Annotated in this window: 22 protein-coding genes; 9 read left to right on the top strand and 13 right to left on the bottom strand. The window is 51.8% G+C overall.

The genetic code is table 11. From position 1 onward, the window contains the following. Positions 1-158: 158 nt before the first annotated feature. The 3 genes from DB48_RS10230 to DB48_RS10220 all read right to left on the bottom strand — a co-directional run bounded on the left by DB48_RS10230 (position 159) and on the right by DB48_RS10220 (position 2,557). Positions 159-758, bottom strand: a complete 600-nt coding sequence (locus DB48_RS10230) for a glutathione S-transferase N-terminal domain-containing protein (protein ID WP_041510185.1) — start codon at positions 756-758, stop codon at positions 159-161. Positions 759-768: 10 nt separating this feature from the next. Continuing rightward, positions 769-1,509 (bottom strand): ferredoxin--NADP reductase, encoded by a 741-nt coding sequence (locus DB48_RS10225; protein ID WP_041510197.1) that lies wholly within the window; start codon positions 1,507-1,509, stop codon positions 769-771. A 466-nt stretch (positions 1,510-1,975) separates the two neighbouring features. Next, positions 1,976-2,557 carry a DUF5610 domain-containing protein gene (locus DB48_RS10220; protein ID WP_041510196.1) on the bottom strand — a complete coding sequence of 194 codons (582 nt, stop codon included), beginning with the start codon at positions 2,555-2,557 and terminating at the stop codon, positions 1,976-1,978. 153 nt (positions 2,558-2,710) lie between these two features. On the opposite strand from DB48_RS10220, the gene DB48_RS10215 reads away from it, so the two are divergent. Continuing rightward, complete coding sequence (locus DB48_RS10215) at positions 2,711-3,247, top strand: phosphoglycerate mutase family protein (protein WP_041510195.1); 537 nt, start codon at positions 2,711-2,713, stop codon at positions 3,245-3,247. Positions 3,248-3,601: 354 nt separating this feature from the next. Here the strand turns inward: DB48_RS10215 and DB48_RS10210 are convergent, their stop codons facing one another. Together DB48_RS10210 and DB48_RS10205 are read right to left on the bottom strand one after the other, a co-directional pair. Further along, positions 3,602-3,859, bottom strand: a complete 258-nt coding sequence (locus DB48_RS10210; protein ID WP_041510184.1) for a hypothetical protein — start codon at positions 3,857-3,859, stop codon at positions 3,602-3,604. Between the two features lie 75 nt (positions 3,860-3,934). Further along, positions 3,935-5,710, bottom strand: coding sequence for an ABCB family ABC transporter ATP-binding protein/permease (locus DB48_RS10205; RefSeq protein ID WP_041510183.1), 1,776 nt, complete (start codon positions 5,708-5,710; stop codon positions 3,935-3,937). 398 nt (positions 5,711-6,108) lie between these two features. On the opposite strand from DB48_RS10205, the gene DB48_RS20290 reads away from it, so the two are divergent. After that, a complete protein-coding gene (locus DB48_RS20290) occupies positions 6,109-6,285 on the top strand; it encodes a hypothetical protein (RefSeq protein WP_011864658.1) in 177 nt (58 codons plus the stop codon). A 95-nt stretch (positions 6,286-6,380) separates the two neighbouring features. On the opposite strand, the gene aroG is transcribed toward DB48_RS20290, so the two are convergent. Further along, entirely contained in the window at positions 6,381-7,433 is a 1,053-nt protein-coding gene (gene aroG / locus DB48_RS10200; RefSeq protein ID WP_041510182.1) for a 3-deoxy-7-phosphoheptulonate synthase AroG, read from the bottom strand. 338 nt (positions 7,434-7,771) lie between these two features. On the opposite strand from aroG, the gene DB48_RS10195 reads away from it, so the two are divergent. Then, on the top strand, positions 7,772-8,539 hold the full coding sequence (locus DB48_RS10195; RefSeq protein WP_052813745.1) for a substrate-binding periplasmic protein: 768 nt from the start codon (positions 7,772-7,774) through the stop codon (positions 8,537-8,539). A 176-nt stretch (positions 8,540-8,715) separates the two neighbouring features. Here DB48_RS10195 and DB48_RS10190 read toward each other — a convergent pair whose 3' ends face one another. From DB48_RS10190 to DB48_RS10175, 4 genes are all read right to left on the bottom strand, one after another. Continuing rightward, positions 8,716-9,867 carry a tetratricopeptide repeat protein gene (locus DB48_RS10190; protein ID WP_235375379.1) on the bottom strand — a complete coding sequence of 384 codons (1,152 nt, stop codon included), beginning with the start codon at positions 9,865-9,867 and terminating at the stop codon, positions 8,716-8,718. 122 nt (positions 9,868-9,989) lie between these two features. Further along, positions 9,990-10,316 (bottom strand): hypothetical protein, encoded by a 327-nt coding sequence (locus DB48_RS10185; protein ID WP_041510180.1) that lies wholly within the window; start codon positions 10,314-10,316, stop codon positions 9,990-9,992. 105 nt (positions 10,317-10,421) lie between these two features. Beyond that, entirely contained in the window at positions 10,422-11,672 is a 1,251-nt protein-coding gene (locus tag DB48_RS10180; protein WP_041510179.1) for an ammonium transporter, read from the bottom strand. A gap of 13 nt (positions 11,673-11,685) precedes the next feature. Next, positions 11,686-12,024 (bottom strand): P-II family nitrogen regulator, encoded by a 339-nt coding sequence (locus DB48_RS10175; protein WP_011864652.1) that lies wholly within the window; start codon positions 12,022-12,024, stop codon positions 11,686-11,688. Positions 12,025-12,276: 252 nt separating this feature from the next. Between DB48_RS10175 and DB48_RS10170 the strand changes: the two genes are divergently transcribed. Next, a complete protein-coding gene (locus DB48_RS10170; RefSeq protein ID WP_041510178.1) occupies positions 12,277-12,819 on the top strand; it encodes a hydrolase in 543 nt (180 codons plus the stop codon). A 57-nt stretch (positions 12,820-12,876) separates the two neighbouring features. Here the strand turns inward: DB48_RS10170 and nrfA are convergent, their stop codons facing one another. Then, positions 12,877-14,277, bottom strand: a complete 1,401-nt coding sequence (gene nrfA / locus DB48_RS10165; RefSeq protein ID WP_041510177.1) for an ammonia-forming nitrite reductase cytochrome c552 subunit — start codon at positions 14,275-14,277, stop codon at positions 12,877-12,879. Between the two features lie 248 nt (positions 14,278-14,525). Here nrfA and narQ point away from each other — a divergent pair, with 248 nt between their 5' ends. Together narQ and DB48_RS10155 are read left to right on the top strand one after the other, a co-directional pair. Next, positions 14,526-16,229: a nitrate/nitrite two-component system sensor histidine kinase NarQ gene (gene narQ, locus DB48_RS10160; RefSeq protein WP_041510176.1), complete on the top strand. Its 1,704-nt coding sequence runs from the start codon at positions 14,526-14,528 to the stop codon at positions 16,227-16,229. 61 nt (positions 16,230-16,290) lie between these two features. Continuing rightward, the gene (locus DB48_RS10155; protein ID WP_011864648.1) at positions 16,291-16,920 is read left to right on the top strand and encodes a response regulator; all 630 of its coding nucleotides are present in this window, start codon (positions 16,291-16,293) and stop codon (positions 16,918-16,920) included. Between the two features lie 150 nt (positions 16,921-17,070). Here DB48_RS10155 and DB48_RS10150 read toward each other — a convergent pair whose 3' ends face one another. Together DB48_RS10150 and fkpA are read right to left on the bottom strand one after the other, a co-directional pair. Then, positions 17,071-17,445, bottom strand: a complete 375-nt coding sequence (locus tag DB48_RS10150) for a YacL family protein (protein ID WP_041510175.1) — start codon at positions 17,443-17,445, stop codon at positions 17,071-17,073. Between the two features lie 184 nt (positions 17,446-17,629). Then, a complete protein-coding gene (fkpA, locus tag DB48_RS10145; protein ID WP_041510174.1) occupies positions 17,630-18,397 on the bottom strand; it encodes an FKBP-type peptidyl-prolyl cis-trans isomerase in 768 nt (255 codons plus the stop codon). Between the two features lie 179 nt (positions 18,398-18,576). On the opposite strand from fkpA, the gene DB48_RS10140 reads away from it, so the two are divergent. The 3 genes from DB48_RS10140 (at position 18,577) to DB48_RS10130 (ending at position 21,241) form a co-directional block, all read left to right on the top strand. Continuing rightward, positions 18,577-19,545 carry a WD40 repeat domain-containing protein gene (locus DB48_RS10140; RefSeq protein ID WP_041510173.1) on the top strand — a complete coding sequence of 323 codons (969 nt, stop codon included), beginning with the start codon at positions 18,577-18,579 and terminating at the stop codon, positions 19,543-19,545. A 13-nt stretch (positions 19,546-19,558) separates the two neighbouring features. Beyond that, the gene (locus DB48_RS10135; protein WP_041510172.1) at positions 19,559-19,771 is read left to right on the top strand and encodes a SlyX family protein; all 213 of its coding nucleotides are present in this window, start codon (positions 19,559-19,561) and stop codon (positions 19,769-19,771) included. A gap of 114 nt (positions 19,772-19,885) precedes the next feature. After that, entirely contained in the window at positions 19,886-21,241 is a 1,356-nt protein-coding gene (locus tag DB48_RS10130) for a COG3014 family protein (protein ID WP_041510171.1), read from the top strand. Positions 21,242-21,255: the final 14 nt, after the last annotated feature.

Genomic DNA, 21,255 nt, shown 5'->3' with positions numbered 1-21,255 from the left:
GCGGGTCGACTTTGGCGTGACCAGCGAACTCTATGGCGTTTTCGGCGAGCCCAATCGACGCAATCAACCGGCAAAGGGACGGCGCCTTACCGATACCCGCCACTAGAGGCAGAGCCTCAAATGCAAACTGCCTGATACTAGCAGCAACTTGGCAAAGGCTAGGCGCGGGGACGCGTGGTTAACATGGCCGCGCCCATAGAGAAAGTCTGTAGCCATCTGGCTGTAGCGGGCGCCACCTTACGCCAATCCAGGTCAGGATGACGAAAATCCAAATACTCTAACAGGCAGGCGAGACAAATCTGCTGCAACGACAACTTGCTGTGCCCAGAAATGGCCATCAGCTCTATCTGTGCCAGCCCCCTGAGTAAGGCTTGCTCGAATCTCGCCGTCCAGAACGGGCTACGCAATCCTTCATCGTCCCGCATCTGCTCCTGCCTTAACGCCACCGCACTGTCGAGCAGCCCCTTGATCAGGGAGTATTGAGTCTCGCCATACCAAGAATCACCAGGCTGACCAAACAGCTCACCACCGCAATATTCATGATCCAGGTAGCGCAGGATCACCTCGCTATCATACAAGGCGCCGCCATCGTTTAATAACAAACAGGGGATCTTGGCCAGGGGATTGGCATCTAGCAGTAGCTCGGTATTGTCCAATGGGTTCACCGCTACCGGCTCGATCCCCCTGATGGCAAACTGTGCGATGACGACACGCACGGTTCTTGCGTAGGGTGATGCGTCAGAAAACAGTAATTGCATCTCGCTTCCTCTACCAATATTTCTCGACGGTGATCTGTCCTGGCGCGCGGCGAAGATTTTTAGCCAGGCCACGGGACTGCAACAGGGTATTGAGTTCTTTTATCATCTCTGGATGACCACAGATCATCACCTGTGAATCTTGTGCGCTTAGGCTGAGGCCAACCTGCTGCTCTATCACGCCGCTCTCTACCCCTTGGGTGATGCGGCAACTCAGCGCCCCTTCCACCGGCTCTCGGGTCACTGAGGTGACTAAGGTAAACTGCTCAGGGTATTGCGCCTCGAACGATTTAAGCTCCTGAAAATAGGCGAGATCGTCTTGATACCTCACCCCATATACTAAGATCACACGCTCAAATCTCTGCCAGGGCTCGGCGGTTCTCATCATGGAGATAAAGGGGCCCACTGCTGTGCCCGTGGCAAAAAACCACAGATGTTTGCCCTGCTCAGGGAGCTCATCCAGCGTCATGAAACCCGCCGCCTTGGTAGAAATATCGACGCTATCCCCCGGCCCTAAGGCCTGGAGCTTAGGCGAAAGCAGCCCGTCGTCAACACTCACTGCCAGCACCTCGAGCAGCGGCGCATCGGGCGCATTGACCAAAGAATAGGCCCGGGCGACACGTTTATCGTCGATATGCAACGACAACTTGATAAATTGCCCAGCAATAAACTCGCCGATATCCGCCGACAGCTTCAAGGTAAATAACTGATCGCTCCAGTCAATCCGCTCTACAACCTTTGCCTCTCCCCACATATCGCCACCTCTGCTGGCATCAATCGACACTGATACTCCCATGATTCATAGATTTTCTATCCGAGTCAAGACAACAAAAAACCCCTTATATGAAGGGGTTTATCCTAGGGCCTGTTGATTTTTCAAGTTTAATTTTTGTTCAATCTAAACGCGTTTTGCGCGAGGCGAGAGCCATGAAGCATAGTTACTCTATGTGAATGGCGAACAACAAATAAATCGTCTGGAACGATTTCTAACAGCGTCGCTGACCGCCTGCGATGAAAGGCAGGAAGCCTTTCATAAAGTGCAGCGCGCGTTTAGATGAACCCGTTGGGCAGCGTTTGTAGGCCATTTCTACGGCGTTATCGCCAGTTTGTGTAGAGAACTACACGACACAGGCTCTGCCTTGTATAAACCACCTTCAAACTGCTGCAAAAACAAACAGCAAAGTTCAACAGGCCCTAGTCAAATGGTATCGAAAGAGACGCTATTCTTGCTCAGGCTCCTGATTGAAACTGTCTCTGAATGCCTGTAGCCCTTCCTGTACTAGGCCGTAGGTCTTGTCGACCCCAGCCTCGATGTCACCTTCAAGCACCTTGAGCCCAGAGAGGATATCTTTGGCCTCATCGAAACCTTGGTCTATCGCCCCGCCGATAATGTCCATGAAGGAGCTCAACTGTTCATCGAACGACATGCCACTGTTTTGCTCCTGGTGTATGGCAAAAAACTGGGTGGCAAAGCTAACGATGCGCTCGGCCGTCGCCTCGGGCGAGGTATCGACCCCTTGAGCCACAGCCGTCTCAATGGCGTGCTCGCCCATAGTGGGCGCCAGCTCCTCATTGATCGCCTCGATTGCTGCCTTGTAGAGCAGCTGCATGGGCTCATTGCCTGCGCTCAGGTTCACATCTTGCTGCGCTTCCAGGATCGCCGTATTCATCAACTGTTTACTGGCCGCCAGGGCCGTCTTGTTCTTAGCCACTTCGGAGACTTGCTGACCATGGTTAGTCGTCGAATCTGTCTTGTTATGCGCCGCCGCAGATACGGCTCCGCCGTGATTTTGAATCTCCATAATCGCCTCGCTCACCAAATTAAATTAACCCTCAGCTATAATTATCGTCCATTTTATAAACAACTTTAGCCCTAAGACCCAATTAATCTGTCATCGGCATACTCAGCGAAATAGGATATGCTAGCCAACTCGTTAAAATAGATAGGGATGCTTATGTTACGACTCATCAGCTTTGGGCTTCTCGCCCTATTAGGTTACCTGCCTATAGCCCAGGCCAATGCGGCAATTGCCAGTAAGACTGTGATTTTGGTACGTCATGGGGAAAAGGCCACTCAAGGTCGCGACCCTAGCCTGAATGACGCGGGCAAGTTGAGGGCACAAGCGTTGGTAGAGAGCCTGGCCGATACCCCACTCACCCTGGCCATATCGACACAATTTAAGCGCACCCAGGAAACTTTGGCGCCGCTTATCGCCGCGAAAGGGATTCCTCTGATCGTTATCGACGCGGGCAGGGAGATGGACAAGCATATAGCGGCTATCGTCGATAGCGTCATGGCGCAGGAAGGCAATGTGGTCATTGCGGGGCATTCCAATACTGTACCACTGATCATCAAGGCACTGAGAGGACCAGAGATACCTCAATTGGGAGAGGATGAATATGACAATTTATTTATCCTTTCCCTGCACCAAGATGGCCCAAGTAGTCTGATAAAAACCCAATATGGTGCAAGTTCAAGCAATACCCAATAAGGATTAGACATTAGTCTAGATAGCGCTAGCTTTATAGACTAAACTTGATTACATTAGCGATATATGGATTAGCAGCAGGTGCTGGCAACAAGCCCAGCCATGGAGAGTCACAGGTGAGTAATTCGTTTTTTGGAGCGGGAAATAAAAGTAAACCCTTGTCGGTTAGCTGCCAAAACTGCAACCGATTAACGGTTATCGAAGGTGAGACTATCTGCTTCAAGGGGGGAGAGATCATTAGGCTTACGCCTTATGAACCGCAAAATAGCAAACTCAGCCTCCTTTGCGACGGCTGGAGACCGGTCAATACCTCAAAGTCAGCCTAATCTTTCTACCTGCCACTCAGGCAGTAACCCCCTATAACATCCCCGCATAGTCATTCGCGCAGTGTTTTACCTCGCGAGTCAGCCCCTCGATCACGGTCGAGGCTGGTATCATCGCCAGCGTCAGGCCCCGAGTCGTGACCCTTAAGTAGGAGCTAAGTTGGGCATAAACGGTGACCAACTCCTCCTGTTCCAGCCCCCGCTCTTTCAAGGTCGCCATGATGGCTAGCCAATCGGTATCCACAACCCGCGCCTGACCTTCGATACTTGCATGTATAGGGATATTTTTCATGGGACCGCCTCCACAGGTTTGTTATTGACAAATATTATGCAAATCAAACCTGAACGAATACTTAACCCCCTACAATTAATGTTGATTTTGTACCGTCCACAGCTTCTTGTAGAGGCCATTGGCTGCCAGCAGGCTCTGATGATCGCCGCGCTCGACGATCTTCCCCTGACTTAGAACCAAGATCTGGTCGGCATCCACGACCGTCGACAGCCTGTGGGCGATCACCAGACTGGTATGCCCCTTGGCCATCTCCTTGAGGGCATTGAGGATCGCCTGCTCCGAATGACTATCTAGAGACGAGGTCGCCTCGTCGAACACCAATAGGGGTGAGCCCTTAAGAATCGCCCTGGCGATCGCCACCCTCTGCTTCTCGCCACCGGATAGCTTTAGCCCGCGCTCGCCCACCTTGGTATGCCAACCCTCGCTGAGTTGTGAGACAAAATGAGAGAGATGGGCCAGTTCTATCGCCTCCTTCACTTGCTCATCGCTGGCCCCCGGCAGACCATAACGAATATTCTCCAGCAAGGAGTCGTTAAACAACACGGTATCTTGCGGCACTATGGCAATGGCGCTACGCAGCGCGTGTTGGGTCAGCGCCTTAGTATCATGCCCATCTATGCTGATAACCCCCTGCTGCGCCTCATAGAAGCGAAACAGCAGCTTCACTATGGTGGATTTACCCGCGCCGCTATCCCCCACAATCGCCACCTTATGCCCAGCAGGGATCTCGAAACTCACATCGGACAAGATAGGCCTGTCGCCGTAACGAAAACTGACTCCCTCAAACCTAAGGCTCCCCAGCGTGATCTGGGGCGACTTAGCGTCGGGCGCATCCTCAATCTTTGGCACTCTATCTAGCAGACTAAACATGCGCTCGATATTGGCCAGCGCGCCGCGTATCTCGCGATAGACAAAGCCTAAAAAATTCAGCGGCATAAACAGCTGCATCATGAAGGCGTTGATCAGCACGAAGTCACCTATGGTCATGGCTCCCTGACTGACCTGACTCGCGGCCAATGCCAACATCAGCGTCATCGCCAGCGAGATGATCAACGCCTGACCGGCATTGAGGGCAAACAGAGAGAGTCGATTCTTACGCTTGGCCACCTCCCATCGCTCGAGGGCCTGATCATATTGCTCAGACTCATAGGCCTCGTTGTTAAAATACTTCACCGTCTCATAGTTGAGCAGGCTGTCGATGGCGCGGGTATTGGACTGAGAATCTGCCATAGCCGCCTCACGCACGAAGCCGGTGCGCCACTCGGTGGCAAAGATGGAAAATAGGATATAAGCGACGACGGCGCTTAACGTAATGATGGCGAACGCCCAGCCATAGTTATAAAGCAAGATGCCCACCACCAGTGCGATCTCGAGCAGGGTCGGCACTATGTTGAACACCATGAAACGCATCAAGAAGCTGACCCCACTGGTGCCCCGTTCTATATCTCGAGACAGGCCGCCGGTGCGCCGTTCCAGGTGAAACGCGAGATCCAGCCGATGCAGATGATCAAACACAGACAAGCCCAAACGCCTTATCGCTCGTTCGGTAACCCGACCAAATAGCGTGTCTCTCACCTCGGAGATCACTGTGTTCAGCAGGCGTAGACTACCGTATGCCAGCACCAGGGCGATGGGCACCGCAATTATCTGCTCACTCAAGGCCTCACTCAGGGTATCCACCAGGTGTTTGAGCACGAAAGGCAGACCGACGCTTGCCATTTTCGCCACCACCAGACAGGCCAGCGCCAGTACCACCCGCCCCTTGAACTCCAATAGATAGGGCCAAAGCAGTTTCAGGACCTGCCAGTTCAATTTATCGATAGGACCATCAAAATAGAGCGTGGGACGCATGGCAACTCCAGCTAGCATCAATATTGGGAGGATGGCATTTAGATGAAATCGAGATAAAAGCCATAACATCCACCATCTTACCTTAGTAGACTCATCCGCCACTAGCGCAATTGTTCAGCTTTGCCAAGGGGTTAGCATTTTGCCCTATGCAAGCTGTCCAATATCAGACTTTAGGAGCATTCGTTTGTACAGCCTGGCACGACTTTAGATTGACAAAATGATGGCAAAATCAGAAAAAAGCATTATTCTTGAGAGAATAATTATCACTTTAATGTTTCAACGGGGTAATTATTGTTATCTCTTGCCGGAGATTTTGATAATCTCAAGATCAGCTTAAGGCAGTTCAAGCCGAGCAAAAGCAGAGCGGGAATAACCCCCATTTTTTAAAGGAAGCCGATATGCCACAATCATCTGACGTGCAATACCCTCCACTGCCATTGGTACAAACTTGGGTATGGATGATGACAGAATCGAACAGCCCAGAAATTCAGCAAAAGGGTCAAAACAATTTAATATCGTCTTTTGGCAGTCTGGCTAAGGCCAATGAATATCTGGTGAAACAACAAGCCAAATAAACGGGCTAGCAGAATGCAAAAAAGGAAGCCAATTGGCTTCCTTTTTAGTTTCTCGTCGACACCCGGCTGAGCAAGCTCAGCAGATGAAGGCCAGACTAAGCGCGACGTTCGAGCACACTCTGATTGAGCTGTGCCAGCAAAGTCTCGGTATCTTCCCAACCAATACAGGCATCTGTGATGCTCTGACCGTAACACAAAGGTTGCCCTTCGATATAATCCTGACGTCCCTCGACCAGGTGACTCTCGACCATTACGCCGAAAATCGCACGCTCACCGGCACTTACCTGACTGGCCACATCTTCGGCCACCAGCATCTGACGCTTGAACTGTTTACTGCTATTGGCATGGCTAAAATCCACCATGATATTTTGCGGCAGGTTTGCCTTCGCCAGCTGTTCACTGATCGCCTGAACGTGTTCGGCGCTATAGTTAGGCTCCTTGCCTCCACGCAGAATGATGTGACAATCGGGGTTGCCCTTGGTGGAGACGATCGCCGAATGGCCATACTTGGTCACCGACAGAAAATGGTGAGGTGCACTGGCCGCGCCGATCGCGTCGATAGCGACCTTGATGGTGCCATCGGTCCCATTCTTGAAACCTACGGGGCAAGAGAGGCCCGATGCCAACTCTCTGTGTACCTGTGACTCTGTGGTACGAGCGCCAATTGCGCCCCAACACATGAGATCCGCCACATATTGTGGGGTGATCATATCCAGGAATTCACCCGCAGTAGGCACGCCTAAATCGTTGAGATCTAACAGCAGTTTACGCGCAGTACGCAAACCATCGTTCAACTTAAAACTGTTATCCATGTAAGGGTCGTTGATCAAGCCTTTCCAGCCCACTGTGGTACGCGGCTTCTCGAAATAGACGCGCATCACCACCTCGAGTTGATCCTTATATTGCTCACGCAATTTGGCGAGTCTCTCACCGTATTCAAGCGCCGCCTTAGGATCATGGATAGAACAAGGGCCAATGATCACTAACAGACGATCATCTTCTTTTTTAAGGATATTGTGTATATTCTGCCGTGCGTTAAACACTGTTGCCGATGCATTTTCGCTTGCCGGAAATCGCTCAAGAATGGCGACAGGGGGTAACAACTCTTTAATTTTATTAATGCGAACGTCATCAGTTTGATAATACATGATATTTATTTTCCACTCCGGCTCTGGATTAAATAAGGGTCTCTCTATTGCACTACTGATTTCAATTTATCCAGTATCCTCCGCTATTGCAACCAAACATTAATAAAATTAAAAATATAAAAATAACCATCTGTTATATAAGATTAAATTATTATTTTTATTTAAAACTTTCCCAGCTAAGCCAGCGATATAAACGGATAGAGACAAAACAAATTGTTAACATTTGTCTGGAAATCGGCTAGAAGCCTATCTATAGTAGATTATTAAAGGTCATAAGAGAGTGACACCGAGGCTCTCGAGATGGCGCAACAGCCCCTGTTGAGGTAACCATCGCCCCGATGAGAAAATTGCTGCTGGCATCTGGTTTTATACTTTTTTCAAACCCGCTTCTGGCACACGCTGCTAACACAGAGATCTCCTTTGCGGTCAGCAACACCATTCCCCCCTATTTCTTTGCCAACGGTCAGAGCGGGATTCAATATGAGCGTCTCGCGGCGGTGTTAGCCAGGCAGTCGTTATCGATCGGACACATTCATCTATCCCCCAATAAGCGAGCGTTCCGCCAGGTCGCCAGCGGCAATGTCGATTGCCTCATCAATGCCCCCGAGAACCTAGCGGGCCTCTACTACACCCGCAGCCTTATCAGTTACCAAAACAGCGTGTTTACTCTGGCCAGCAATAAACTGCTCATCGACTCAGTCACCGATCTGGCGGCGATCTCTGTCATGGGATTTCAGAATGCGACGCAATATTTAGGTAAAGACTTCTACCAGATGGCACTCAATAACCCGCAATATGGCGAATCCAACAGCCAGAAAAGCCAGGTGATGATGCTGTTTTCTGGAAGGGTCGAAGCCATTATCTTGGAAGGGCGCATATTTGAATATTACCGCGAACAGCTCAAGTTTAGAGTCGACACCCTTCTGGCAACGGTTCGCCATCCCCTGTTTGCGCCGGCTCCACGCAAGATAGCCTGTCACAGCCAAGCCATTGCAGAAAAAATAGACTTGGGTATCGCCCAGTTGGACAGAGAGGAAGCTGAGGAGAAAAGCCGAAGCATCGACTCAGCGCCAGAGCCTGAGAAGATGCCTGTAGAGCTAAAATAGTGTCGGTATTCGCTGGCGATTCAAATCGCTTCATTCAACCAGGATAGGCATGACATGAAAGACGCCTCTCACAGGCGCCTTATTTATGAATACCTTGGTAAAAAATACCTTAGTGAATAAATGCCTTAATTAATAAATACCTTGGTTAATAAATGCCTTAGTTAATGAATACAGGGTTAATGAATACCTTGATGCGACTGCATCGCCTGCAACTTGGCCTGATAGCGTCGCTGGTTATATTCATCCACAGATAAGGACAAGGCCTTTTGCATATTCAGCTTAGCCCTGCGCTCATCCCCCGTGGCCCAATAGGCTCTGGAGAGACCGAAGTAAAACTCATGGCGATAGTCAGCCTTCTCCACCGCGCGTTTGTACCAGGCCAACGCGGTCTGGTACTCGTGCTCTGAATAGGCCTGCTGCGCCATGTCATAGTAATAATAGGGATTACGGATCCTGACCAGTTCCAGGGTCTTATGTACCTCAGCCCACTCCTCTAATCTGTCTTGGCTGGCCAGCAGCACACTGTAATTAAACAGGGCATTCATATCCTCACTGTCTTGGGATAACGCCAGCTTATAGAGGGTCTCCGCCCTATCATCCAACCCCTTGTAGCGGTAGAGAATTGCCAGAGTATTCAAGGCGGGTATAAAGTCGGCCTTCAACATGAGGCTCTGTTTCAGGTAGGCATAGGCCTGATCGTAACGTCCCTCAACCAGCGACTCCGCCGCGACATTGTTATAGAACATCGCCATGACGGTAGTTCTATCGATACGCCGCTTAGCGTAGCCACGCATGGTACGTTCGGGCAGAAAATCGATCTGCAGCGCATTTTTGTCGGCAAGGAAGGTATCACTCGTCTCTCGTGGAATGAGGCGCAGATTGATGTGACCATTCACCAGATAGAAATCACCGGCCTTATCCCACACGGGCGGAACCTCGACCTCTTGAAACTCGACATCGACCCCTAAGGCATCGGCCAGCGAGGCACTCAGCAGCACCAGCGACAGGCAGTTACCTGCCCTGGCATCAAAGGTATCGGCGGGGATCTTGGTCAGATTATCTCGGTACTTGAAGCCACCCTTATCGGCATTGATGTAATTAGCCAGCCACAAGTTGGCGGCAATATAGTCCCTTGCCATTCGGCTACGCTTATAATCTTGCCGCAGATCCACAGTTACCTGTGTGGGCAATGCAAACAGCTTATCTGGGGTGACTTGAACCGCTACCGCCGTGAATTCTTCGTCGGCAAAGTATTGATCTATATTAGCGAGGGTTTCCTTACCCGGGCCGCTGGCACAACCGCTCACTATGAAGCATAACAACAACATAGCGCGCCTATACTCAAATAGCCTTTTCATATTAAACCTACGCTGATGAGGGCACCGTAAGATCTATCATAAAGTAGGCTTTTTCATTTTGCCCCACGCAAAGCGTTACAAAATATTAACAATCACTGAGCAACTGGCGGATCGACCTGAATATAGAGCTGCATGGGAGCCGTGCCCTCGTCTCGATACTGATAGGGACGATAGAAATTCGCGCCACAACGATAGTAGGCATAGGGCAGCTTAAACATCACACAGCCCAGGGGGAGACTCTGTAATATCTTAATCTGTTGCTGCATACGCAAAGATTCTCGCCACGCGAAATCCTGCTGCACCTTATCGCGCACGGCAAAGGCATCGAAAGGCTCACTCGACTTACGCACCACCACCTGGCCCGCCTGCAGCTGAGCCGACATCAGCATCAAAACCAATACCCAGAGAGACTGCTTCATGTTAACGCTCCTCACACCATCCCTGTCGATAGCATAATACAAAAAACAGGGTCCGCACCATGAGGCACGGACCCTGTTTATCAGACTATCTAGTCTAGAGGAGTATCAGCTGGCGCTCTTGAGCGAGACAAACTCAGGATAGGCATCGATACCACAATCCGATGCGTCCATGCCGTTGTACTCTTCCTCTTCAGAGACACGGATACCCATGGTGACCTTGAGTAGATACCAGGCCGCAAAAGAAGCCGAGAACACCCAGGCGAAGATAACAGCCGCACCATAGAGCTGACCCAACAGCGTCGCATCGGCATTTGATAGTGGCACTAACACCAGACCAAACAGACCGGCAACACCGTGTACCGAAATCGCGCCGACAGGATCGTCAATCTTGATTCGATCGAACATCACGATAGAGAAGACCACCAGACCACCGGCTACCAGGCCGATAACCCCGGCCAGAGGCAGCGAAGGCGACAGCGGATCGGCGGTGATCGCCACCAGGCCCGCCAAGGCGCCGTTTAAGATCATGGTCAGATCCGCCTTACCCCATACCATCTTACAGACCACCAGGGCTGAGACGGCGCCGAACGCGGCTGCAGAGTTGGTGTTGACGAAGATCTTCGCCACCGCCGAGGCATTTTCGGCATCAGACACCAGTAGCTGAGAGCCACCGTTAAAGCCGAACCAACCCATCCACAGAATGAACATACCTAGGGTAGCCATAGGCAGGTTTGAACCTGGGATAGGGTTAACCTGACCGTTAGGGCCATACTTGCCCTTACGAGCGCCGAGCAACAAGACGCCTGAGATCGCCGCGGCTGCGCCCGCCATGTGCACTATGCCACTGCCGGCAAAGTCGACAAATCCCGCCTCTGAGAGGAAACCGCCGCCCCAGGTCCAGTTACCCTCGATTGGATAGATAAGCCCTGTCATCACCACAGAGAAGATCAGGAAGGCCCACAGCTTCATACGCTCGGCAACGGCGCCAGAGACGATAGACATAGCCGTCGCCACAAACACCACCTGGAAGAAGAAATCCGACTCCAGCGCATGGTCGGCATCACTGGCCTGAGCACCAATGAGACTGGCGAACGAAGGTAACCAGCCGCCCTCGGCGTTATCCACATACATGATGTTGTAACCCACCACCAGATACATGATACAGGCGATAGAATAGAGACAGACGTTCTTGGTTAAGATCTCTGTGGTGTTCTTAGAGCGAACCAGGCCCGCTTCCAACATGGCAAAGCCCGCCGCCATCCACATCACCAGCGCGCCTGAGATCAAGAAATAAAAGGTGTCGAGCGCAAACCTCAACTCAGATACTGTCGCACCTAATTTTACTAACTCTTCCATTGGAATTACCCCCTTAAAGTGCTTCGTTATCGAGTTCGCCGGTACGGATACGGATCACCTGATCGAGATCCGTCACAAAAATCTTGCCGTCGCCTATCTTGCCCGTGTGCGCCGCCGCCACGATGGACTCGATAAGGTGATCGACATTTTCAGCCTTAGTCGCGATATCCAGTTTGACCTTAGGCAGAAAATCTACCTGGTATTCGGCGCCACGATAGAGCTCAGTATGGCCTTTCTGACGTCCGAATCCCTTCACCTCGGTCACCGTCATCCCCTCAATCCCCAACCCTGCAATGGCTTCTCGCACATCATCGAGTTTGAATGGCTTGATTATTGCGCTGATTAATTTCATTACCGCCTCCGACTCATCTTAGTATTCTTGCTGATGCCAAAGGCAATTCAATCATCAGGCCAATATTACAAACCCTTAACATTCATAAACTTAGTAATACAGGCTCACTTAGGGCTGAATACAAATGCACCAAATAGGTGCGGCTATGCATTGGCTGCACAGAAATAGCGCAGCCAACTATTCGACTTATGACGGATTGGTAGAGGGGATTATCTGGGTATCATGGAGTCACCACCCATTGAGGAGCGCCCCATGTTAAAACCACAGAAATGTGTGCTGATCATCGTCGATGTTCAAGGAAAGCTGGCTACCCTGATGCACCAAGCCGAGGAACTTGAAGCCCGGCTTATCACACTGATCAAGGCGGCCGAGCTGTTTGAGATCCCAGTCATCTGGCTCGAACAACTCCCCGATAAGCTAGGCGCCACCAGCCCGGCGTTAGCTGAGCTACTTGCGCCTCACTATCAGCCTATCGCCAAGGCAACTTTTAGCGCCTGGCAGGCCGAGCCCTTCAGACAGGCATTGCGCCAGTATGACAGGCCCAAGGTGCTGCTCGCCGGTATAGAGACCCATATCTGCGTCTATCAGACCTGCCGGGATCTGCTGGATAACAGTTACGAGGTGCACCTGGTGACAGACGCCGTCTCCTCGCGAACACAAGCCAATAAGATCTTGGGCAGCGAGATAATGGCGCAGCACGGCGCGCTGTTGACCAACAGCGAATCTCTACTGTTCGAGCTGCAGGCTGAGGCCAACGGCGACAGGTTCAAGGCCTTATTGAAGATGATTAAATAAGATCAGACATAAAAAAGCCCCGGATAACCGGGGCTTTTACTATGCAGGGGGGAGAAATTAGTAAGTTGCTTCGCGCTTCTTAGCTTCGGCATCCCACTTAGGAAGTACAGTCTTCTTGAACTCTTCCTTGTCGCCATTCAACTTCTTCATATCCATACCCAGCGCAGCTTGTGCCTTAGCCTTGGTAGAGACATCAGGGAAGGCGATAGGTTGCTTGACACCTTTCTTCGCTAGCAGCTGAGCAAGCTTAACACGAGCATCACCAGCCTTATCTACCGAGGTACCTAATATACGCAGTGCTTCATCAGCCGCGTGAGCCGCAACACCGTGAGAGGCAGTTGCATAGTCCCAGCGCCATTGTGAATGACGGATATCCATTAAGATAGGCTTCATTTCAGCTTCGGTTGCACCGGCATCCCAAGCGGCTTTAGCTTCGAAGTGTGCTTTAACTAACTGAGATTCAGCTCGTGCTTTAAGGTCAGCGACCTTCGCTTTACGTTCTTTAGTTAGGTTAACCATGAACTCTTTGCTTTGAGTATGACAAGTCGCACAAGTCTCTTCGAAGCGATCGAATGGATTACCTACCTTATGGTCTGTAAACTTACGGCCTTCAGCATTCTTCACTTTAGGCATGTGACAGTCGGTACAGGTCACATTGTTCTTACCGTGTACACCCAGCTGCCAAGTTTCATAACCTGGGTGCTGTGCTTTCAGCATAGGCGTCTTAGAAACAGCATGTGTCCAGTCTTTGAACTCCATGTTGTCGTAGTAGACTTCCATCTGCTCAACAGTTGTACCCATATCCCATGGGAATTTCACGAAGCCCTTACGATCTTTGGTCTTCTCGAAGTAGTACTCTACGTGACACTGGCCACAAACCATAGACTGCTTGTCTTTCTTAGAAGCCTTGTCAAACGGTGTGCCTAGTGTAGCCATTGCGCGCTCGGCGAATGGACGTGACATGCGTAGCTTAGAAGAGCCTTTCTCGTGACAGTCTGAACAACCGATAGTGTTAACGATTTCGGCGCCGCCTTTGTACCACTTACCAGTGAAGTAGCCATCTTCGCCCTGCTCTTCGATAACGCGCGGTACGTCTGGGCTCTTACAAGACCAACATGCCATCGGCATTGGACCATCTTCGGCAGACTTAGGCGCACCGGTACGTAGTGTATTGCGTACGTCAGTTACCGCATACATGTGACCACGTGGCGCATTGTAATCTTTCGCGAAACCATAACCTGCCCACAATACGACTAGGCTAGGAACCTCTTCAAGCATATCGACAACTTCTTTGCTTTCGGCAGTGTCATGCCAGCTGTTGTACTGCTTTGAAAACTTGTCTTTGTAGACTTCATTGCGTGGCTCGGTCTTGTCGCTTGCCATAACGCCGGTAGCCATCAGGCCTGCGGCGACCAAAGCACTCAGTGCAAAGGTTTTTGTTGTTAATGTTCTCACCATCTCATCTCCGTGTTACTTTTTTATAGTAGTCTTTAAAACCACAACATCTCCAGGGCCAAAGTTAGTCCCTTAACCCCGTTAAAAATATACCCCTTATGGGGTATCCGGGTTAAAACTTGAGGCAGATCATAATGTGAATGTGTTGTTGGTCACATTTTTACCACATTGTTAATTTTATCAGCGATTGCTAAACAAGTATGATAGTCCAAATTTCCGATTTTTCCCTATTATTTAATGAGTTCTAATACATGAAGAAAGGTAGTCTTACCTCCACCATCTTAAGGTTAATGCTGGCCTTAATTTTACTTTCCAGTGGACTTGCCACCTTCGCCATAGCTAATTTGGCTTATAGCCTGGGAGATGCCAGAGCCATCAACGCCTCTGGCTCTCTGCGTATGCAAAGTTACCGCCTGATGTTCTATGCCAACTCGGGCAGCGAGGAAGCCGACGAGAAAATTAAGGAGTTTGAGGCCACACTCCACTCGGATGCCCTGAAACGCTCGCTCGATTGGATGACCCCGGATGATCTCGCCTCCCAATATCTACTGGTTATCGAGAAGTGGCAGGTAATGAAGCAATATATCGAAGAGGAGAACTCCCGCCTCTATGTCTCCGCCCTCAAGGATTTCGTCGACACCATAGATCTCTTCGTGCTGGAGACTGAAGAGTTTGCCGCCTTCAAGCTCAAGCTGCTGGCCGCCAGCCAGATCAGCGGCCTGGGGCTGATGCTGTTGATTGCCTTCTTCGCCGTGCGCTTTACCAAGCGCAAGGTGGTCAAGCCGCTCAATCAGTTGATGGAGTCGGCCAACACCATCTCTAAAGGCGAGTTCGATGTCACCATGCCAGACAGTGAATATGTTGAGCTCAGCTCGCTGAGCAACGCCCTAGCCACCAGCGCCAGGGAGCTGTCGACCCTATATAACAATCTGGAAAATCAGGTTAAAGAGAAGACCTTCGCCCTCACCCGCGCCAACAACGAGTTGAAACTCCTCTATGACAACCTGGTGATGCTGCATTCGGGCAAGCTGGAGATCAGCACCCTGAAACAGGCACTGAATCAACTCAGGGCCCATGAACCCCATAGCTTCCTCAGGCTAGTGATCGCCCAGGACGACAAGGAGAAGCTCTACATAGATGCCGATGGCGGCTGGCCGATTGCCTCGCTGAGCCAGACACGCTTCCCGCTGAAGTTTGCCGACAATGAGCTGGGCTATCTCGAGGTCACCTCCCTGGGCGAGATCAATCACCCCCTGTTTGAGAACTTCGCCATCATGTTGGCCCGCTCTATCGTCATCTATAACGCTGGCGAACAGCGCCAACAGCTGGCGCTGATGGAAGAGCGCGGCGTGATCGCCCGTGAGCTGCACGACTCCCTGGGTCAGCTGCTGTCGTTTCTTAAGATCCAGGTCAACCTGCTCTCCAAGGGACTCGACAGCCAGTGCCGCAGCCCTCAGGTGGAGGAACAACTCCAGGAGATCAACGAAGGGGTTAACACCGCCTATGTTCAGCTGCGAGAACTGCTGTCCACCTTCCGCCTGACCATTAAAGATCCCAACCTGAATCACGCCATAGAGATGATGCTGGACCAGCTCAGGGGGCAAACCACGGCCGAGATCACCCTCGAAGATAAGCTGCCGATCCAGCTGCTGGGCGCCCATCAACATATTCACGTGTTGCAGCTCACCCGGGAGGCGACCCTCAACGCCATCAAGCATGCCCAGGCGAATCATATTCATATCTGCTGCACCCGTAGCGGGAACAATGTGAAGATCAGCATCAGTGACGATGGCGTAGGTCTGGAGAAGCTCAAGGAAAGGGACCAACATTTTGGCATAGGAATCATGCATGAACGAGCAAGTCGCCTCTCGGGTGTGGTAGACTTCAGCAGCAACGAACAGGGCGGGACCACGGTCACCTTAGTTTTCCCTCCCGAAAAAGAGCCAAACCAGTAGGATGCTGGTAATATAAAACACTAATTTTTAAATAAAACAGACCTCAGTGGAGGCATAAAAAATGGGCAAACCCTATTCAGTTTTGGTTGTAGACGATCACCCCCTGTTACGTCGCGGGATCTGTCAACTTATCACCTCTGACTCAGACTTCACCCTATTTGGTGAAGCAGGCAGCGGCCTAGATGCCCTGTCGGCAATTGCCGAGAATGAACCGGATATCGTGTTACTGGATCTCAACATGAAGGGGATGACAGGACTAGATACCCTCAATGCCCTGCGTCAGGAAGGGGTCACCAGCCGCATAGTGATCCTAACGGTATCCGACGCCAAGCAGGACGTTATCCGCCTGGTCAGGGCCGGCGCAGACGGTTACCTGCTCAAAGATACCGAGCCGGATCTGCTGCTGGAGAAACTCAAGAATGCCATGCAGGGTCACCGCGTGATCTCTGAATCGGTGGAAGACTTCATCTATGAGCTGAAAGATGGCGCCGACGAGCAGGCCTGGATAGACAACCTGACACCGAGAGAGCTGCAGATCCTCGAGCAACTGGCTGAAGGCAAGAGCAACCGGGTGATCTCAGAGCAGCTGCATATCAGCGAAGGCACGGTCAAGGTGCATGTGAAGAATCTGCTGCGCAAGGCCAACGCCAAGTCGCGCACCGAGATGGCGGTACGCTACCTGAACCAATAGGCTTATGTTTGGTTTAGTTTACTTGGATTTGATTTGTGTGGATTGAGAGTGATTAAGTTCAGAATCGCTCATTAGACGCAAAAAAGGCAGCCCAGGCTGCCTTTCTTCTTTGTAGGGTTTTCCCCTTACTATTCGCCTAGATTTCCTCGGCTATCGACTCTCCTCGATGAAGGCCTGCCAGCTCTTGAGCGCCGCCTCGAAATCCTCCAGTCCACAGAAGGCCTGGGACTCGCCGTCATATAGCGACATAGACTCATCCAGAGGCGTGTCATCATCCATCTCTAAGGCGTTGGCAAAGACTCTCGCCTGCTCCTCATCCAGCTCTAGGGAGATGGCCTTACCGATAAAACCTTGCTCTGTCAGCTTACCCTGTTGCAGTGCCTCGATAGTCGAGGCTATCTGAGCGATAAGCGCCTTATCTTCGCCCAGCTCATCGACAAACCAAAGCCCCATAATCTCATGATCCATGGTGAACTGTGCCACCAGGGTGCCGGTCAATGTGTTACGGCGAAATTCATATTCCATAAGCTGTCTTCCCCAAGGTTACTTTGCAAATTCTAACCTAAGGCCAAGACAATTGCAGAGATATCCAAGCCGCCTGGCGCTAAGCGGCGAAAATTCCCCCTCGGGCAGTTCACTCTGGCATTTCATACAGACGCAAAAAGGGCGCCGAGGCGCCCTTTTTCAATCTCTTTAGGAGAACAGCGAATTACTTAGCCGCTGCCGCTTCTTCGGCTGCCGGTGCGGCCTTCTCGATAGAAAGCAGCTCAACTTCGAAGATCAGCGTCGAGTTAGCCGGGATGCTGCCGGTATCGCGGCTACCATAGGCCAGCTCGGCTGGGATCACGAAACGGTACTTAGAACCCACAGACATCAGCTGAACACCCTCGGTCCAACCTGGGATAACGCGATTTAGCGGGAACTTAGCGCTCTGACCACGGGCGATAGAGCTATCGAACTCTGTGCCGTCGATCAGGGTACCAACATAGTGCACTTCAACCGTGTCTTCTGCAGCAGGCTTATCACCAGTACCTTCGGTGATCACTTCATACTGCAGGCCAGACTCTGTCGTCACAACGCCTTCTTTCGCCTTGTTGGCTTCTAGGAAAGCCGCGCTCTCTGCCTGGGCTTTCTCGGCCAGTGCAGTCGCCTGTGCCTGACGCTTCTCGTTTAGTTGCTCGTCAAGGCCTTGCAGTACTGTCTGCATCTCTTCTTCGGTCAGCTTCAGCTCGTCGTTCAGACCGTTGCTAAAACCTTGAATAATCAGGCTACGATCTACTGGTAGACCCAGCTCTTCCTGCTCCTTGATATGACCAGACATATATTTACCGATCGACGCGCCTACGCTATAGGCTTGCTTCTGCGCCTGGGTCTCGAGTTTTACTTCTGCCGGTTTTGTTGTTTTTTGTTCTTGGTTACAAGCAGTTAGACCAACCACCGCCAACGCGACCAGTGACATCTTATAAATGGACTTCATTAAAGCTTCCTCAGCATTTTCTTGTGGTTACAATAACCTTACTCTTCTAAGACGAACCACTTTATACTAGTTAATTAACATATACCAATTACATTGATTAAGTTTCATCAATGATGGTTTGGTGGCCTTACCTAGGCGAAAACCTTTGAGCTAAAGACAACTCAACCAGGAACAAGTTCATGAGCAGAACCGGATTGCTGTATTTTTGTACACTGATTGCTTGTACACTCCTGCTGAGTGCTTGTCAGCCTAAACCTGAGGTCGATAGCCTGATCGCCGAACCTAGCTATGATGCCAGCCTCTCTCCACAGGCGCGTTTACTTCTGGTCAGCACCACCAGCAACAACCTGCAACTCTGGGATCTCACCCAAAAAGCGCTTAAGTATCAGTGGCTCCATGGCAAAGCGGGCGGCACAGCGATCGCCACCGCCCTGTCGGACAACCTGAAATACGCTGCCTCCCTCAGCAGCGATTCGGTCGCGCTGTGGAATATACAAGATGGTCAGCCACTGGGATGGTGGTCCCTGCCCGCCAAGGGGCAGTGTCTGGCGCTTGCCGACAATGGAACCCTACTGATCGGCCTCACCGACGGCAGCGTCATGTCACTCAATCACCAGACCGACACCCTGATCAAATTCCTCGGGCACAGCGAGAAGGTTAACAGCGTCGCCCTCTCTGCCGACGGCCGTTGGGCACTATCGGGCGGCAACGACAACCGGGTCATTCTTTGGCAGGCCAACACCGGGCAGCCACTGCAGCAGTGGCAACTCCCCAGCCGGGTACTCAGCGTCAGCCTGACCCAGGACGCCAGCCTGGCTTTCGCCGCCGATAGCACCAATAGGGCCGAGATCTGGCAGACGCAGACAGGCGAATCTGTGTCTCGCCTTAAAATAAAACGTCGCACAATGAACTTTTCCACCGCACGCTTTACCAAAGATAACCAGACACTACTCACCGGCACCCCTGCCAGAGAAGTGAGCGTTTGGCGGGTAGCCGATGGAAAAATGCGCGCCAACTGGCAAGTTACCCGCACCGAGCGTGCCCAAATCAAGGGCGCCGTTGTATACTCTGTGGCTGAAACCCTTAATGGGCAGATCATCAGCTTTAGCAGTAATGGCTTGCTGGAAACCTGGCCCATGCCCGATTGATAGAGGACTAACATTGGTGCAACTAGAACAAAGAATCGAAGATCTTGAGATGAAACTGGCTTTTCAGGACGACACCATAGAGTCGCTGAACCAGCAGGTGATCAAGCTCAACGACCTGTTGGCCGAGCAACAGGAAAAACTGCGCCTGCTCACCAGCAAGCTGGCGCAGGTCGAGCCCAGCAACATCGCCAGTCAGGCGGAAGAGACGCCGCCTCCCCACTATTAGACCGGCGCCATGGCGCCAGGCCATTTAACGGAACTAGCTTCACAAAGGATCTGACCAACTATGCCACACCAAAGCAGCCCTCATAGTCGAGTCTCAAGACGATACCGCACGGCCATGGCCTGCGCGCTCTTGTCGCTCACCCTATCGGGCTGCGCCTTTAACAGCGTCTTTATCAGTTATCCGTCACAGCTTGCGCCGGTAAAGGCCGATCTCACCAGACAGAGCGATGCCGCCCTCTATCGACAATTCGACGATGCCATCACAGGCCAAGATGGACTCCTGTATGCCCAGGAGGCGGGACGTATTGCCCAGATCACGGGAGACTTCGAGGCTAGCAAAGCCTATTACCAGCAGGCCGTCGATGCCTACACCAAGTTTGACGACCAGGCGGTGATCAGCGCATCTGATCTTGGCGCTACCGCCAGCAGCCTGTTTATCAACGACAACGTGATCCCCTATCGTGGCCCCGGCTATGAACGCATCATGTTGCATCAGTATCAGGCCCTTAACTACCTCTTTAGCCGAGACAGCCAGGGAGCCCTGGTCGAGGTGAGGCGCAGCAACGAGCTACAGCAGAGCGAGCAGGCCAGATATCAGAAATCCCAGGCGTCGGTACAGGCGATGGCCAACGGCACCATAGACGCCGAGGTCAATCGACTCGGGCAAGCGGCCGGCACCACCACAAGTTCTTTCCTCAACGCCTATAGTTACTACACCACGGGGCTGCTGCACGAGCTGCTGGGCGAAGAGAATGACGCCTTCATCGATTATCGCAAGGCGGCGCAGATCACCCCGGACAACCCCTATCTGCAGCAAGATCTGGTGCGACTGGCCAAGAAACTGGCTATGCCGCAATATGAGGAGTTTAAGCACCGCTGGGGCGATACCAAGCTGGCCAAGCCCGGCCAGGGACAGGTCGTCGTCATACTCGAGCGGGGTTTTGTGCCTGAGAAGCAAAGCTTTACCGTGCCTTTTCGCATTAGCGGCAACTGGCAGACTGCCTCCTTGGCCACCTATGTACCCAGCCGAGTCAGCGTCCCCCAAGGGGAGATCATTGGCCTGGGTACTGTGCTGAAGACGGCGCCGCTCGCCAATATTGACGCCCTGGCAATCACCGCGCTTAAGGAAGAACTCCCCAGCGCCCTGTTTCGCCAGGCCGCGAGAATCTACGCCAAGGCAGAGATGGCCCGCAGCGTGCGCAGCGAGTCCAAGCGCCGCAAGGACGAGTTCGACGCCGGAGCCATCGCCATGCAGATCTTCAATGTGGTTACCGAGCAGGCAGACAGACGCAGCTGGTTGACCCTGCCCAGTCAGGCCCAGTTAGGACGTCGCTATCTGGATGCGGGCCAATATCAGATCCGTCTGGGGCAGTCTCAGGTGCAAGCAGTTGACGTACAAAGCGATAAAACCACATTAATTTGGATAATTGAGACTGGTAATTTCACCCGTTTTCATTCAATAATCATCTAATCAAGACTAAGGAA

The organism is Shewanella sp. cp20 (assembly GCF_000832025.1).
Classification (GTDB): domain Bacteria; phylum Pseudomonadota; class Gammaproteobacteria; order Enterobacterales; family Shewanellaceae; genus Shewanella.
The sequence above is the reverse complement of the archived record's forward strand: the minus strand, read 5'-3'. Positions and strand labels throughout refer to the sequence as shown.

Bases quoted from the DNA above. Each gene is read 5' to 3' on its own strand.
- DB48_RS10230 (WP_041510185.1), bottom strand. From the start codon at position 758: ATGCAATTACTGTTTTCTGACGCATCACCCTACGCAAGAACCGTGCGT.
- DB48_RS10195 (WP_052813745.1), top strand. From the start codon at position 7,772: ATGAGAAAATTGCTGCTGGCATCTGGTTTTATACTTTTTTCAAACCCG.
- aroG (WP_041510182.1), bottom strand. From the start codon at position 7,433: ATGTATTATCAAACTGATGACGTTCGCATTAATAAAATTAAAGAGTTG.
- DB48_RS10190 (WP_235375379.1), bottom strand. From the start codon at position 9,867: ATGTTGTTGTTATGCTTCATAGTGAGCGGTTGTGCCAGCGGCCCGGGT.
- DB48_RS10170 (WP_041510178.1), top strand. From the start codon at position 12,277: ATGTTAAAACCACAGAAATGTGTGCTGATCATCGTCGATGTTCAAGGA.
- DB48_RS10150 (WP_041510175.1), bottom strand. From the start codon at position 17,445: ATGGAATATGAATTTCGCCGTAACACATTGACCGGCACCCTGGTGGCA.
- DB48_RS10220 (WP_041510196.1), bottom strand. From the start codon at position 2,557: ATGGAGATTCAAAATCACGGCGGAGCCGTATCTGCGGCGGCGCATAAC.
- DB48_RS10180 (WP_041510179.1), bottom strand. From the start codon at position 11,672: ATGGAAGAGTTAGTAAAATTAGGTGCGACAGTATCTGAGTTGAGGTTT.
- DB48_RS10140 (WP_041510173.1), top strand. From the start codon at position 18,577: ATGAGCAGAACCGGATTGCTGTATTTTTGTACACTGATTGCTTGTACA.
- DB48_RS10210 (WP_041510184.1), bottom strand. From the start codon at position 3,859: ATGAAAAATATCCCTATACATGCAAGTATCGAAGGTCAGGCGCGGGTT.
- DB48_RS10155 (WP_011864648.1), top strand. From the start codon at position 16,291: ATGGGCAAACCCTATTCAGTTTTGGTTGTAGACGATCACCCCCTGTTA.
- DB48_RS10215 (WP_041510195.1), top strand. From the start codon at position 2,711: ATGTTACGACTCATCAGCTTTGGGCTTCTCGCCCTATTAGGTTACCTG.
- DB48_RS20290 (WP_011864658.1), top strand. From the start codon at position 6,109: ATGCCACAATCATCTGACGTGCAATACCCTCCACTGCCATTGGTACAA.
- DB48_RS10185 (WP_041510180.1), bottom strand. From the start codon at position 10,316: ATGAAGCAGTCTCTCTGGGTATTGGTTTTGATGCTGATGTCGGCTCAG.
- DB48_RS10225 (WP_041510197.1), bottom strand. From the start codon at position 1,509: ATGTGGGGAGAGGCAAAGGTTGTAGAGCGGATTGACTGGAGCGATCAG.
- DB48_RS10130 (WP_041510171.1), top strand. From the start codon at position 19,886: ATGGCCTGCGCGCTCTTGTCGCTCACCCTATCGGGCTGCGCCTTTAAC.
- DB48_RS10175 (WP_011864652.1), bottom strand. From the start codon at position 12,024: ATGAAATTAATCAGCGCAATAATCAAGCCATTCAAACTCGATGATGTG.
- fkpA (WP_041510174.1), bottom strand. From the start codon at position 18,397: ATGAAGTCCATTTATAAGATGTCACTGGTCGCGTTGGCGGTGGTTGGT.
- DB48_RS10205 (WP_041510183.1), bottom strand. From the start codon at position 5,710: ATGCGTCCCACGCTCTATTTTGATGGTCCTATCGATAAATTGAACTGG.
- narQ (WP_041510176.1), top strand. From the start codon at position 14,526: ATGAAGAAAGGTAGTCTTACCTCCACCATCTTAAGGTTAATGCTGGCC.
- nrfA (WP_041510177.1), bottom strand. From the start codon at position 14,277: ATGGTGAGAACATTAACAACAAAAACCTTTGCACTGAGTGCTTTGGTC.